The organism is Shimazuella soli (assembly GCF_022511585.1).
GTDB lineage: Bacteria > Bacillota > Bacilli > Thermoactinomycetales > Thermoactinomycetaceae > Shimazuella > Shimazuella soli.
Genome location: NZ_JAKWBN010000012.1, coordinates 22,220 through 37,021, shown reverse-complemented (window position 1 = coordinate 37,021; position 14,802 = coordinate 22,220). Strand labels below are relative to the sequence as shown.

Below are 14,802 nucleotides of genomic sequence, written 5' to 3'. Positions count from 1 at the left end.
TGGAATCCTAGAGTAAATTCCCGTTCTGTGGTCTGCCCAGTTTCATTCCTCTCTTGCGATTATGATATGAATCATCTAAAATGATGATGATATTAGGCGTGTATTTGTTTTGTCCCATATTCTCCTCAAGAGAATGTAAGTCATAGACGATTCGTCTGTGATATTACATTTTTTGTATGTTATAACCTAATTAACCAATTTATTTTGCCTGTGTTTCTTGGGAAGGAGGTAAGAACGATGGAAAGATCCGCTGAACGTTATATAACCCCGCATACACTAGCTGATATTTGGAAAGATTTTATAGATATAACCAAACCTGGTATTAATGCTTCTAACTTACTAGCCACATTTACAGGATATTTACTGGCGGCAGGGTATACCCATTCTTTTGGATGGATGGTATTTATCTATACAATGGTTGGTACAGCTTTGGTTATAGCAGGAGGATGTACTTTAAATAATTTCTATGACAGGGATATTGATCCCCATATGGAAAGGACTCGTATACGTGCCGTAGCAAGTGGTAGAATGAAACCACGTACAGCACTTATTTACGGGATAATTCTTACTGTTTTAGGGCATCTTATTTTAGCATTTGGCGTGAATATTTTAGCAGCAGTTCTTGGTTTTATAGGTTTTGCAGTATATGTATTTATTTACACCATGTGGTTAAAACGAACAAGCACATGGAATACAGTTATAGGTGGGGTATCTGGTGCAGTTCCTCCAGTGATAGGTTGGGTTGCAGTAACGGGAAGTTTGGACACAGCCGCTTGGGCGCTCTTTTTCATCTTATTCCTTTGGCAACCTCCACACTTCTTTGCTCTTGCAATGCGTAAATCGGAGGAATACAGGGCCGCTGGTATTCCGATGTTACCTGTAGTAAAAGGAAGTAGCGAAACCAAGAAACAAATACTGATTTTCACGATTTTGTTGATACCTGCTACAATTCTTCTCTTTGCAACGAATGCCGTGGGATGGACTTTTCTGATAACAGCTATTATCCTTGATATTATCTATGGGTTTTTAGCTATAAAAGGTTTTTCGAGGCAAGATGAAGATGCGTGGTCAAAACAGATGTTTTTGTATTCTTTGTTTTATCTTACCTTCATTCTTTTTATGATGTTGGTAGATGTATTGGTAAGACAGATATTTTAGTATGTGGGTAGAAAGCGAGGTTTGGCTGTGGAAAGACTTCGAGTATGGCGTATTGGACTTCTCGTATCTCTAGTAATGCTACTATTAGCTGGTTGTAGCGGTGATCCATCGCTAAGCGTTCTCGATCCAAAAGGTTCAGCAGCTAAGATTCAGCTGAACCTGATTTACTGGAGTCTCGGTTTAATGACCGTCGTTTTTGTAATTGTTATTACCATTTATGTCTATGTCTTGGTTCGCTATCGAAAACGAAAAGGGCAAAACAGAATGCCTGAACAAGTACATGGTAGCACAAAGTTGGAAATTATCTGGACTGTAATTCCTATTGCAGCATTGATAGCATTAGCTATCCCAACTGTTCAGTACACATTTGACTTGGCGAAAGAACCGCCAGCAAAAGATACCGTTATCATTGATGTAACAGGTCATCAATATTGGTGGGAATTTAAGTATCCTCAGTATGGGATTACTACTGCACAAGAAGTACATATACCAGTTGGTAAAAAGATTCTCTTCCGTATTCACGGAAAAGATGTATTACATGCATTTTGGATTCCGTCCCTTGGCGGTAAAGTCGACGTAGTACCTGGACGTGTAAATACGTTAACACTTGACGCTCAAGAGGCTAAAGTATATCAAGGAAAATGTGCAGAGCTATGTGGTGCCGGACATGCCTTGATGGACTTTAAAGTATTTGCACAGAAACAAGCAGATTTTGATAAGTGGCTTGCTGCTATGAAACAACCTGTTGCCTCTGTTTCTGCTTCATCTTCTGAGGCAAATGGAGAAAAAATCTTTAAACAAAACTGTATGGGTTGTCACGCTGGGATAAACCCAAATATTCAAGGACCGAATTTGAACAAATTTGCTACTCGTTCCACAATCGCAGGAATTTTGCCACATAACGATGAGAACATTAAAATTTGGCTAAAGAATCCTCAAGCTGTGAAACCGGGTACATTGATGCCTAAAATCGATTATTTAAACAAAGATGAGTTAAATGATCTTATCAAGTATCTCGATAGTAGAAAATAGGATCTCTTGCTTGGAGAGAAGTAAAATTTAATTACAGAAGTACTACTAATCCTCTGTCTGCTTCCAACGATTTGCCAGTCGGCAAATATTCTTTATTCAAAAGGAGGGACTTTACTTGGGAACGCTGATTGTAATTCTCGTTCTTGTACTGTTTTTAGCTGCAATATTTACAGGTGGTTATAACAAACAGTTTCAAGAGCGTGTACGCAAAAGTCGTACATGGGATTGGCTTACTACAGTTGACCATAAGAAGATCGGTATTCTTTATTTGATGGCAGGTTTGGTCTTTTTTATCATCGGTGGAATTGAAGCGACATTTATGCGCTTACAATTGTTTGTGCCAGGAAATGATCTGTTCGTGGGGCGTACTTTTAACGAACTATTGACCATGCATGGTACAACCATGATTTTCTTGGCAGCAATGCCTATGATTTTTGCACTGATGAATGCGGTTGTACCCCTGCAAATTGGTGCGCGTGATGTTGCATTTCCTTTTGTTAACGCGCTCGGTTTTTGGTTATTTTTCTCGGGAGGTTTGCTCCTGAACTTAAGTTGGATTTTTGGCGGAGCTCCTGATGCAGGTTGGACTTCCTATACAGGACTCGCTCTAAACCAATACAGTCCAGGGCCTGGTGTTGATTTTTATGTACTTGGGTTGCAGATAGCCGGTATCGGAACACTGATTGGTGGTCTGAACTTCTTAGTTACCGTCATCAATTTACGGGCACCTGGAATGACATTTTTACGGCTTCCCTTGTTTACTTGGACTGCTTTTGTAACATCCGGGTTAATCCTCTTTGCTTTCCCAGCACTGACAGTTGCCCTTCTTATGCTTATGTTTGACCGATTGTTTGGTGCTAACTTCTTCGACTATACTATGGGTGGCAGCACGGTTATTTGGGAGCACTTATTCTGGATTTTTGGACACCCAGAGGTATATATTGTTATCCTTCCTGCTTTTGGAGTTATGTCAGATGTTATCAGCACATTCTCGAAAAAACGTTTATTTGGATACAATTCCATGGTATTTGCGACAGTGCTAATTGGGTTTCTCGGTTTTATGGTATGGGTTCACCACATGTTTACAGTAGGCTTGGGACCAATTTCTAACTCCGTTTTTGCTGTAGCAACAATGGCGATTGCTGTACCGACAGGGATAAAAGTATTTAACTGGTTATTTACTATGTGGGGTGGAGAAATTCAATTTAAAACTCCAATGCTTTGGGCAGTTGGATTCATCCCTACTTTTGTAATGGGTGGTATGACCGGAGTTATGCTGGCATTACCTCCTGCTGACTTTCAATACCAAGATAGTTACTTTGTTGTAGCACACTTCCACTATGTACTAGTTGGTGGTACCGTGTTTGGCTTATTTGCAGGTATTTATTACTGGTGGCCCAAAATGTTTGGTAAGTTGTTGAATGAAACCCTTGGGAAGTGGCATTTTTGGACTTTCTTGATCGGATTTCATTTGACATTCTTCCCACAACACTTCTTAGGATTATTCGGAATGCCTCGTCGGGTATTTACATATCAAACGAATGTGGGCTTAGAAAAATTGAATGAATTAAGTTCCATCGGGGTAGCAGGTATGGTCATCGGAACAATCCTCTTCCTCATTAACATTATCTATACCTTGCGAAAAGGAAAAAAAGCAAAAGCAGATGCTTGGGAACTTGGCCGCACATTGGAATGGTCTATTCCTTCACCACCACCTGAGTACAACTTTGCACAGACTCCTCTTGTTCGGGGATTTGATGCGCTATGGGTGGAAAAAGAAGCTGGAAATAAATCGATGACACCTGCAGAACCGCTTGGATCGATTCATATGCCATCTCCTTCCTATATCCCGATATTGATGTCACTTGGGTTCTTTGTCGCTGGGTTTGGATTTATCGTGAGAGGTATTCCTGCTGCCGCTATTGGTTTAATCATAGTTGTCGTTTCGCTCTTCCTTCGATCTTTTGATTACGATAAAGGATATCATGTAGAGCCTGAAGACCCTGAGAAGGGAGGGAAAGAATAACATGGCAAATAAAGTAGAATCTAGTACAGAAATGCCAAATCACCTAGAAACAGCTACATTTGAAGGAAAAAACAAAGTATTAGGTTTTTGGTTGTTCTTAGGTGCTGAAACAGTACTATTTGCGTGTTTATTCGGTACGTACCTCGCGCTCCGTAACCAATCCCTAGGTGGTCCTACAACACATGAATTGTTTGATCTCAAGTTAGTAGCACTTGCTACCGCACTCCTTCTGACTAGCAGTTTAACGAGTGTACTCGCGATGATCAAAATGAATCAGCGCAGCATGAAGGGAATGGTTACTTGGTTAGTAATCACCTTGTTGCTCGGTCTAGGATTCCTTGTATTGGAAATATATGAGTTTCAACACTATGTGCATGAAGGACATACTTTTATGAGCAGTGCTTTTGGATCTTCCTTCTATGCATTAGTTGGTACGCACGGGGCTCACGTTACCTTTGGGATTATCTGGATTACAACAATTATGTCCCAAGCAATTAGACGTGGAATCAATACAGATACTGCTCCAAAACTATTTGTTAGTAGTTTATATTGGCACTTTATTGACGTAGTGTGGGTATTCATTTTTACCCTCGTCTATCTGCTAGGAAAGGTGGGCTAAGTAGTGGCGAAAGAAAATAACCAAGCTATTAGTCAGAAACCTGCTGGTGCAATGAAACATATACTATCTTTTGTATTTATGATTGCCTTTACAGCTGCTGCCTTCTTTGTGGTTATATCAGATAAAGTTCCAAGTGGATGGGTAGTTCCATTACTTCTGATATTTGCTGTTATTCAGGTCATCTTACAGCTATTTACCTTCATGCATTTAGACCAAAAAGGCTCCGCATTCTATACGATATTTATCGTTTTTGGGATATTTGTAGCTGTAATCTCAGCAGTTGGAATTCTCTTAATGTAAAAAAGAACAGCTCTCCATATCATATTGGGAGGGCTGTTCCTATTTGCTTTTTTAAACATACAAAGTTTTTTACGGAGTGATTAGATGTGAGTACAGAAGAAGATAAACAAGCTCTAATCTCCAAGGATAAAAATTTTACTCCTTGGATCATTACGATCACAATTGTTTTAAACCTTGCGATTGCTCTTATTTTCTTTTTACCTAAGTATCAAGGTTTAAATCATTTAGATTTAACCTTTTTACCGATGATGAATGCGATTTTTAATAGCTTTACTTTTATCTTTCTGCTTGTAGCACTTTATTTTATTAAAAAACGAAATATTGTCTTGCATCGACGTTTTATATATGCAGCATTTACTTCGACCATGCTTTTCTTGATTACTTATGTATTTTACCATATAAATGCACCAGATACCCATTATGGCGGTTCAGGACCTTTAAAGTATATCTATTTCTTTATCCTTATTTCACATATAGTTTTAGCTGCTCCTACTGTTTTGATTGCATTATTTACAGCTGTGGCCGGCCTCCAAGGAAAATTAGACAGACACCGCAAAATAGCCAGATGGACGATGCCAATTTGGTTATATGTGAGTCTGACAGGTGTTTTAGTTTATATTATGATTTCACCATACTATTGAAAAAACACGTCCAATTACGGGACGTGTTTTCTAGTCCGTTCTACCTTGTTGAAGTATTTCTTTGTTTTCTTTTCTGGGCAACTTGACCGATCCAAAAAATATTCCAATGCAAATCAAAATGGCTCCCACCACAATGTTGACTGTTATTGGTTCTCCTAATTGAAGCCAACCAAAAAACAAACCTAAAATAGGAACTGCCATCAACGTTATCGATGCAACAGATGCTTTTATTTTTTCTAGTATCCAAAACCAAGCGACAAAAGTGAATGCAGTTGAGAATATCCCATTGAATAATAAAGTGGATATAGAAGAAGTTGTCCATGTTACAGCTTTTGTTGATTCTGTTAGACTGGATATTCCAAAAAGTAAAATCGCACCTAGGAGTAATTGCCACGCTGTAAATAACACAATGTCGCTGCCGGCTAACCTTGCTTTGGTAAATATATTGGCCAAGGCCCAACTTAGAGCAGAGCATAAGATGAGTATTTTTCCGAAAAATACTGAATCCATGTGCAAGTTAAGAAGCGATTGACCTAATATAGATACAAGTCCTATAACTCCTATGATCAAACCGATAATCTTTATCGTGTTCAATTTTTCGTTTAATAGAAAATGGGCAAGTAGGCTTACGATAATTGGCATGGTATAAACCAGTACGGACGATTGACCTGAATTCACAAACTGCATTCCAAAAGTGAGTAATCCCATGTATCCAATCGACATAAAAAGGCTCATGATGATTATATTTTTCCACGTTGATTTATTGGGGAATAAAGGTTTTTTCATAAAGCCTTGTACACCAAAGAGAGTTAATCCTCCGATTAAAAGCCGAAGAGAAGAAAATAAAAATGGTGGTATATCATGCAAGCCGATTTTCATCGTGACCCATGTATATCCCCAAATGAGGGTTACGGTAATGATTAAGCTAACAATCCGTATCAATTCGGACTCCTCTTTTCTTGTTGAATTTAATAATTTCATGCTACAATCATTATGAAAATAAGTAAAATGAATATAATTGATAAGGATGATAAAATTTACTTATGACGATTACACAATTACTTGCTTTTGTGAAAATAGCGGAGTTTGGCAACTTTACAAAGGCTGGAGAATATTTGAAAATGACGCAACCGGCGGTAAGTCATGCTATCGCTAGCTTAGAATCAGAGTTAGATACGACATTGATCATTCGAGATCGGAAAAGAGGATTGGTGCTGACGGATATCGGGAAACGAGTTCTCGTACATGCAAGGGAGATTTTAAAGAGCAGTGAGAAGATCGAACAAGAAGTTGCGCTGGATAAAGGGTTTGAAGTTGGGACGATACGAGTAGGAGCAACCCCCACTTCTTCTATGTACTTTTTACCTAAGATTATTCAAAAAATCCAACAAAGCTATCCCAACTTAACGTTTGAATTAAAAGAAGGAACAATTGATGATGTGAGAAATTGGTTATCTTCAAGAGTAGTGGATGTTGGATTTGTCATCCCTCCAATAAACGGCTTGGACTCTTTTCCTATTTTCAAGGAAAAGCTGTTGGCTATTGTTCATGATCATCATCCATTGCAGCATAATTCTGCTATTCACATTCAAGAGCTCGCAAATGAGCCGCTCATTATTTGCAAAGGTGGAAGTGAGTTACCTGTGATGGATATGTTCAAACAATTCCAGTTAAAACCGCAAATTAAATTTACTGTTAATAACGCGAGTACTTCGCTAAGTATGGTGGAGGAAGGATTGGGATTGGGCATTTTATCTGAAATTTCATATACATCATTACCAGCTAATGTCCAAAGTCGTACACTTGAACCAGAAGTGTGGAAGGAAATCCACATAGCCGTGCCTTCTTATCAAACATCGTCTCTTGCTGTAAAATTGTTTATAGAAACTGCCAGAAAACTATTTCAAGCAAATTAGAAATGGAGCGTGTTAGGGGAATGTACTCTATCAGCGAAACAGCAGAGTTAACAGGTGTGTCAGCATTTACGCTTCGATACTATGAAAAGATAGGGCTTTTACCGAGTCCCAAGAGGCAAAATGGAAAAAAGGATGGCATCCGGCGTTATACAGATAAAGATCTGCATTTTATTCGGTTTATTACAGGACTAAAACAAACAGGAATGCCATTAAAAGATATAGCAATGTTTGCAGAAGGTGGATGTGTTTTACTTCAAGACGAAGAGGAGAGAGTCGAGGATGTAGCAGCAATGTTTGCTAAGCGTATTGATATATTGGAAAGTCACTTAGAGCAGATGGACAGACAAATGGAAGAGATGAAACAAGTTAAAATTTTAGCGGAGAAAAAGAAAAAAGTATATGAAGCGTTTTTACTAGAAGAAATTCAAAAGAGAAAAGGTGTTTGATTAGCATAAGGCAAACATCCGATGAACGCCAGAAGAATGTTGTCTTATGCTAACTAGGCTACATTAAAAAATGCAAAATAACATACAAGACAGCAATAAAACAGAACAGGCATACTGCAAAGAAGATGATAGGAGACCATATACTATCTTCTGTTCCTTTATAAATGACTTCTGTATGATTGTCTTCATCAATTTTTACTTTCTGAAAGAGAAGAAAAGTATCTTGTTCTTTTTGTACGCGAAGGCTAAATTGTCCGCCTTCCTCATGTAATTTCTCTAATTCTTGTATCGTATATATCAAATCGTCTTTGCTAATCTGTAGTGTGATGTGTTTATTAGATTCGGTAATGATAGATTTCTTCATATTTTTTCCTCTTTAGCTTAAAGTGATAAGGTACCAAATCTCCTTAATTACAAGGTAAATCCCTATTAGCGTGCCAATTATAAATAACAGAAACATAAGGTTTTGTCCCCATTTTTTGAGTTTTTGGACCTTACCTCCAATGAGGTGAATAGTTAAGCGGTTATAAGGAGAAGAGGGAAAATCAAACGTGATCGTTTCCTCCAGGTTCTTGTTTAGTTCCTCTAAGGAATTCCAAAAGCTAATCAATTCCTCTTCCGTTAGTTGTACAATATATTGTCTTCCCATTGCATGATTTTCCACATGTAACTTGCTCTCTTCCAAAGAGATATAACTAATATCTTGTGTTGTAGAAGTTTCAGACTTCACACGGTCAAAATAAGATATTTCCCATTTGAAAAAGGAGAAAAACCAACCACTTAGGCTGATTGCTAAAATCCCAGATATAATATTTGGTACATAAGAATCGATGGTATAGACAAAGCCAGACTGAATCATAAAATGAGTTTGGATGACTTCCCATAACAGTTCCATCACAAATTTATCTATGCATTTGTAAAGGAAAAAGGTAGCTAAAATAAAGAATAGATGGCGCAGAAAATTCATTTTTTTCCTCCAACTGGGCAGGTAGTTATGCTGTAGGGGCTTGTTTCCTTTGTGAGATTTTGTTTGAAGAATAACGGGCTGCTGTTATCGTAAAAAGTGTAGCACAGACGAGAGTTGGTTTTGAATACTTATCCAGGGCTTCCTTTGAAACCTCATAAGCTAATACATTTTTCCACTCATCCTCATCTATCATATATTCGGTATATAGATCTCCTTTTTCTTTGGCATAAACATCGATAAATTTTCGTTCTTCATTAAGATGGAGATAAAGAACAAATTGCTTCTCTAGTGAATTATTAGGCTGTAGATAGAATAATTCTTCATATGTTTGTTTTAATTGAGACAAGTTACGCAGTTTATCTAAATGTAAGCGAATCAATTCCTCTTCTACTTCATCCCAACTTACATCAGTCAGACAACTGGCGAATGATGGGAGAGTTAATATTTCTTTGTTGCCAGTACTTTTTGATTTGCGGATAAAAAACCATAGTATCAGGAATAAGAGCAGAGTGATGATCCCCATCCCTACAACAATTTTCACATGGATTCCTCCTTATGTTTATTTGTAAAATCCAGCTCAAAGGTTCAACCTATACATAATAGCATAAGTATTGTGTCTATATTTCACGGAACTAGTAAAAGAGATCGGGAAAACTTCTTAAAAGGCTCGTCTTTATTTTGATGATGAGTTGAATGCTTAATATTAATAATTTATAATAAAAATAACATAATAATTATTCATGAAAATATATTACTATACATTCAATTTGTGACTTTTTTGATCCCCATAACAAAATACTTACCAGTAAACATCATTTAACCCTAATTTTCGAGGAGGTATTTGCAGTATACATGGGTAAGTTAAAAACGTGGATAGAAGTCATACAGGAGCAGTCAGCGATTCAGCCTGAAAAAGAGGTTTTTACTTTTTTAAGGGATATCGGTGGTAATGATTCACGGCTTACCTTTCAAGAATTAGAGCAGAGAATGAGTTCTATTGGGACTCATTTGGCACAGGTTGGTGCTACAGGACAGAGGGTGCTTATCCTCTTAGAACCTAGTATGAACTATATCCTGGCTTTTTTGGGTTGCTTGTACGCAAAAGCCATTGCAGTTCCGGCTTATCCACCTAACATGAAGAAACAATTTGGGAGATTAATCAATGTTATACAAGATTCAAAAGCGAAATATGCTATAACGAGTAGAGCTATCTACGATAAATTGAGAAACTGGACAACCGAAGAAATTCCCTTTTTTAATTGGCTTTTAATAGAAGAACTTCCTCAAAATCTTTCTGCCACTCAAACATTGGACTGGGAAGCAAATGATATTGCTTTTCTCCAGTACACCTCGGGTTCTACTGGTAATCCAAAAGGCGTTATTTTAAATCACACTCATCTCATTGAAAATGGATATCGCATGATGGAACGATGGGATATTCATCAAGATGCCAAAATAGTCAGTTGGTTACCACCCTATCATGATATGGGTTTGATTGGAACAATTCTCACTCCTATTTTAGCAGGTACAAAAGCTATTCTGATGACCCCCTACCATTTTGTACAACGTCCCATTCGTTGGTTGCAGGCATTATCTGACAATAAAGCAGAGATTTCAATTTCCCCGAATTTTGGCTTTGATCTTTGTGTGGATAAAATTAAAGTGGAAAAACGTGATGAGTTGAACCTCTCGCATTGGCGGGTAGCTGTCAATGGATCTGAACCTGTTAGACCTGCTACATTGAGGAAATTTGCAGGATATTTTGCACCAGTTGGATTTAAACCAGAAGCATTATACCCTGGGTATGGAACTGCTGAAACGACATTGATGATTTCTGGAGGAAATTGGAGGGAAAAACCTGTTTTCAAGCATTTTGATGCAAATTTGTTAGAAGAGGGGATTGCAAAAGTAGTCGAACCTGATGCAGAAAATGCAAGAGAATTAGTGGGGAATGGTCAAAGTGTTTATGATCATGAAGTGATCATTGTAGATCCTGAAACACGAATGCAGTTAGCTGATGGCCGTGTAGGGGAGATTTGGGTGAAAGGCCCGTGTGTTTCTCTTGGTTACTGGGAAAATGAAGAAGCTACGAGATATGCCTTTCATGCTTTTACACAGGGAGGAAAAGGTCCGTTCTTACGAACTGGTGATCAAGGTTTTTATTGGGATCAAGAGCTTTACATCAATGCTCGACTCAAAGATTTGATTATTATCAATGGTCGCAATTATGCACCATCTGATATTGAGTGGGAGATTGAAAGGGCTCATAATGGGATTCGTAAAAATGCTAATGCTGCATTTTCTATTGATCATTTGGGGAGAGAGCGGTTAATTATTGTTACAGAAGTGGAGAACAGAATACTAAAAAATGTCGACAATCCTATTCAACTGCTAACTAATATCATTCGGAAAGCAGTCTCACAATCCTATGAAATACCAGTCTATGACATTGTTTATATTAAGAGAGGGACCATATTAAAGACTTCAAGTGGAAAAATTCAAAGACAAGCCATAAGAAAAGCTTATCTTACAAATCAGTTAGTAAGATTAGAGGCTAAAAAATATGACAAAAGATAAACTAATTGCTTGGCTGCGTAACCGTGTTGCTGAAAGCCTTTATCTTTCTTCTGAGGAGATTAAAATAGACGAACCATTGGAACAGTACGGACTTGGTTCGAAAGAGAGTTTGATGATATCGGGCGATTTAGAAGAGCTATTGGATCGAGAATTAGCTCATACGATTTTATGGGATTATCCAACTATCGAATCATTATCCTCTTATCTTGTTGGAGAAATGACACAAGAACGTATCGAAAATAACAGAAGTAGTACAAATGAGCCTGTTGCAGTGATCGGTATGGGGTGTCGTTTTCCAGGGGCATCATCAGCCGAACAATTTTGGGAAATGATGATGAAGGCAGAAGATCATATCACTACTGTTCCCGAGGGCAGATGGTCCAGTTTATCTTTCGAAAAAGTGCCTGTTTCCTATGGAGGTTTTCTGTCACATATCGATCAATTTGATCCTGCTTTTTTTGGTATCTCTCCAAGAGAAGCTGAGATGATGGACCCACAGCAACGGTTGCTCTTAGAGGTGACATGGGAAGCACTAGAGGACGCAGGTCTTAGGATGGATCGGCTAAAAGGATCAGATACTGCCGTATTTGTGGGTGTATCGGGAAATGATTATAGGAGTATAGTGGAAAAGGAAACCGATTTTTATAATCTAACTGGGAATTCCGCAAGTATTTTAGCAAATCGTATTTCTTATTTTATGGATTGGTATGGCCCAAGTATGGCAATTGATACTGCTTGCTCTTCTTCTCTTGTTGCAGTTGATTTAGCTTGCCAAAGCATCCGCAGTGGACAATCTTCGTTGGCATTTGTAGGCGGGGTCAATTTACTCTTAACACCAAGTAATTCCATCCGATTTGCAGCTGGAGATGTTTTGGCCCCTGATGGAAGATGTAAGACATTTGATGCAAAAGCTGATGGATATGTTCGTGGGGAAGGAGCAGGGGTAGTTGTTTTAAAATCTTTATCCGAAGCACAGGCAGATGGAGATGTGATCTATGCTGTTATTCATGGCTCATCTGTCAATCAAGATGGGAAAAGTAACGGTCTGACGGCACCAAATATACATGCTCAAAAAGCGCTATTGAAAAGTGCAGTTAGAGCAGCAGGAGTACAACCAGAAGATATTTTTTATGTCGAAGCGCATGGAACAGGAACACCACTAGGAGATCCAATAGAAGTGAGGGCACTGGCTGAAGTTTATGCTCAAAAACGGGAGAATCCTTTATATCTTGGGTCCGTTAAAACAAATATCGGGCACCTAGAAGCAGCAGCTGGTATTGCTGGTTTGATCAAGTCCGCTCTTGCTTTGCATCACAAATATATTCCACCACATCTTCACTTTCAACATTGGAATCCTCAGATACCAGTGGATCAATATGAGTTAGAGGTGGTAACGAAACCGATAAATATACCCAAACAAGTTTATGTGGGTGTGAGTTCCTTTGGGTTTGGGGGAACCAATTCTCATGTGATATTAGGAGAAGCCCCTGCACAATCTATAAAATTTTGCGAACATCCCACAGATCTTGGCTACAAGTTATTAGCAGTATCAGCAAAAAGTAAGAAATCATTGCAAAAACAAGTGACTCAATACAAAAACTATATAGAAAATAACCCATCTCAATCCCTTTCCAATCTTGCTGCGAATGCTTGGCAGACAAGAGATCAGCATGAGAGACGAATCATGCTTTTAGCCAAAGATAGGAAAGAGGCTATAGAATTATTGACTTCTTTAGAAAAAAAGCAGCACCATGACCATGTTTTCTGTACGAAAGAAATGAGATCAGATCAAGTCGTGTTTGTGTTTTCTGGACAAGGACCAAAATGGTCCATTAGCCAAGAGTTATTGGAAAAGGAAACGGTGTTTCGTGATACTTTGTTGGCGATAGAAAGTGAAATTGCGAATAAGGTTTCTTGGTCCTTATTGGAGAGAATCGCTCATTTGGAACAAGATACTCCATTAACGATGGTGGAAACACAAGTCCTGTATTTTGCTGTACAAGTAGCACTTGCAAAACAGTGGCTTTCTTGGGGGATAGTACCATCAGCAGTTGTTGGTCATAGTTTGGGTGAAGTTGCCGCAGCACATATTGCTGGCGCTTTAACCTTATCAGAAGCGGTAGATGTAGTAATAGCGCGCAGTTATTTTGCTCAAAGAATGGTAGGAAAAGGAAAGCTGCTAGTAGCACAAATTGATCAGAAAGCAGCCAGACAAGCTTGTGAACAGTTTCATGATCAAGTTGCTATAGCAGCTTACAATAGTCATACCAATCATGTATTGTCTGGGAACAGCTCCATTTTAGAAAATATTCAGATAGAGTTAGAGCAGAAAGGAGTTTTTACAAAGTTTGTAGCTACATCTCCATATCCTTCTCATAGTTTTTATATGAATGAAATACGTGAAGAATTAAAACATCGATTAATTCATATACAACCAAAAGAAACATCGATATCATTTATCTCTACTGTGACTGGAAAAGAAATCGATGGCAATAACCTATATGCTGATTATTGGTGTGATAACATATGCCAAGCTGTACGCTTTCAGGAAGCCATATCCCATTTGATCCAAGATCAAAAGAAATTATTTTTAGAAATATCGCCACACCCTATACTTGAAATGCCTGTCTACGAGTGTGCTTCTGAGCTTCATACAGAAATAAAAATGGTTCCATCTTTAGAAAGAGATCGAGCAAATGATGTGAGCTTGCTTTCTTCTTTAGCTGTTTTGTATTGCAATGGATTAAGCTTTGATTGGACAAAAGTTTTTCCAGATGCAACGGGTAGAATTTCCTTGCCAAAGTATCCTTGGAAATGGGACCGGTACTGGGTGGATTCAGAGGTAGAACAGGGAAGATCGATCATAGAGAAACATGAGCAGATCCAAGAATTACTTGAAATAGATGATTACGTGACGAATGAAATAAGCAAGATGCTAAAAATTCCTGTTGAAGAAATTCCGATGAATAAGCCTATCATTCATCTCGGGTTTGATTCCATCATGGCGATGCGTTTAAAAAGTAAAATAGAAAAAAACTGGAATATTCAGCTTTCCATTGTTCCTATATTGCAAGGTTGTTCTGTAGAAGATTTCATAAAGCTACTCCCTAAATAAAGGAG

At 38.2% G+C, this 14,802-nt stretch carries 14 protein-coding genes; 10 read left to right on the top strand and 4 right to left on the bottom strand.

Features of this window, described 5'->3' with window-relative positions; translation table 11 throughout:
- Nucleotides 1–237 precede the first annotated feature (237 nt).
- The 6 genes from cyoE to MK805_RS16840 all read left to right on the top strand — a co-directional run bounded on the left by cyoE (nt 238) and on the right by MK805_RS16840 (nt 5,776).
- Nucleotides 238–1,158, top strand: coding sequence for a heme o synthase (gene cyoE / locus MK805_RS16865; RefSeq protein ID WP_240877086.1), 921 nt, complete (start codon nt 238–240; stop codon nt 1,156–1,158).
- A 27-nt stretch (nt 1,159–1,185) separates the two neighbouring features.
- Nucleotides 1,186–2,190: a cytochrome c oxidase subunit II gene (coxB, locus tag MK805_RS16860; RefSeq protein WP_240877085.1), complete on the top strand. Its 1,005-nt coding sequence runs from the start codon at nt 1,186–1,188 to the stop codon at nt 2,188–2,190.
- Nucleotides 2,191–2,353: 163 nt separating this feature from the next.
- Nucleotides 2,354–4,216 carry a cytochrome c oxidase subunit I gene (gene ctaD, locus MK805_RS16855; RefSeq protein ID WP_338057529.1) on the top strand — a complete coding sequence of 621 codons (1,863 nt, stop codon included), beginning with the start codon at nt 2,354–2,356 and terminating at the stop codon, nt 4,214–4,216.
- A gap of 1 nt (nt 4,217) precedes the next feature.
- Nucleotides 4,218–4,835, top strand: coding sequence for a cytochrome c oxidase subunit 3 (locus MK805_RS16850; protein ID WP_240877084.1), 618 nt, complete (start codon nt 4,218–4,220; stop codon nt 4,833–4,835).
- Between the two features lie 3 nt (nt 4,836–4,838).
- Entirely contained in the window at nt 4,839–5,135 is a 297-nt protein-coding gene (locus MK805_RS16845) for a cytochrome C oxidase subunit IV family protein (RefSeq protein WP_240877083.1), read from the top strand.
- An 86-nt stretch (nt 5,136–5,221) separates the two neighbouring features.
- Entirely contained in the window at nt 5,222–5,776 is a 555-nt protein-coding gene (locus tag MK805_RS16840) for a DUF420 domain-containing protein (protein WP_240877082.1), read from the top strand.
- Nucleotides 5,777–5,806: 30 nt separating this feature from the next.
- Here MK805_RS16840 and MK805_RS16835 read toward each other — a convergent pair whose 3' ends face one another.
- Nucleotides 5,807–6,718 carry a DMT family transporter gene (locus MK805_RS16835; protein WP_240877081.1) on the bottom strand — a complete coding sequence of 304 codons (912 nt, stop codon included), beginning with the start codon at nt 6,716–6,718 and terminating at the stop codon, nt 5,807–5,809.
- Nucleotides 6,719–6,819: 101 nt separating this feature from the next.
- Here MK805_RS16835 and MK805_RS16830 point away from each other — a divergent pair, with 101 nt between their 5' ends.
- Together MK805_RS16830 and MK805_RS16825 are read left to right on the top strand one after the other, a co-directional pair.
- Complete coding sequence (locus MK805_RS16830; RefSeq protein WP_240877080.1) at nt 6,820–7,692, top strand: LysR family transcriptional regulator; 873 nt, start codon at nt 6,820–6,822, stop codon at nt 7,690–7,692.
- Nucleotides 7,693–7,694: 2 nt separating this feature from the next.
- Entirely contained in the window at nt 7,695–8,138 is a 444-nt protein-coding gene (locus MK805_RS16825) for a MerR family transcriptional regulator (protein ID WP_240877079.1), read from the top strand.
- Between the two features lie 58 nt (nt 8,139–8,196).
- Here MK805_RS16825 and MK805_RS16820 read toward each other — a convergent pair whose 3' ends face one another.
- From MK805_RS16820 to MK805_RS16810, 3 genes are read right to left on the bottom strand one after another with little or no spacing between them, the layout of a single operon-like run.
- Nucleotides 8,197–8,502, bottom strand: a complete 306-nt coding sequence (locus MK805_RS16820) for a hypothetical protein (RefSeq protein ID WP_240877078.1) — start codon at nt 8,500–8,502, stop codon at nt 8,197–8,199.
- A 12-nt stretch (nt 8,503–8,514) separates the two neighbouring features.
- Nucleotides 8,515–9,105: a hypothetical protein gene (locus MK805_RS16815; RefSeq protein WP_240877077.1), complete on the bottom strand. Its 591-nt coding sequence runs from the start codon at nt 9,103–9,105 to the stop codon at nt 8,515–8,517.
- 25 nt (nt 9,106–9,130) lie between these two features.
- Nucleotides 9,131–9,646 carry a DUF6557 family protein gene (locus MK805_RS16810; protein WP_240877076.1) on the bottom strand — a complete coding sequence of 172 codons (516 nt, stop codon included), beginning with the start codon at nt 9,644–9,646 and terminating at the stop codon, nt 9,131–9,133.
- A gap of 311 nt (nt 9,647–9,957) precedes the next feature.
- Here MK805_RS16810 and MK805_RS16805 point away from each other — a divergent pair, with 311 nt between their 5' ends.
- Nucleotides 9,958–11,682 carry a fatty acyl-AMP ligase gene (locus MK805_RS16805; protein ID WP_240877075.1) on the top strand — a complete coding sequence of 575 codons (1,725 nt, stop codon included), beginning with the start codon at nt 9,958–9,960 and terminating at the stop codon, nt 11,680–11,682.
- The gene (locus MK805_RS16800; RefSeq protein ID WP_240877074.1) at nt 11,669–14,797 is read left to right on the top strand and encodes a type I polyketide synthase; all 3,129 of its coding nucleotides are present in this window, start codon (nt 11,669–11,671) and stop codon (nt 14,795–14,797) included. Before MK805_RS16805 ends, MK805_RS16800 begins: the two co-directional genes overlap by 14 nt.
- Nucleotides 14,798–14,802: the final 5 nt, after the last annotated feature.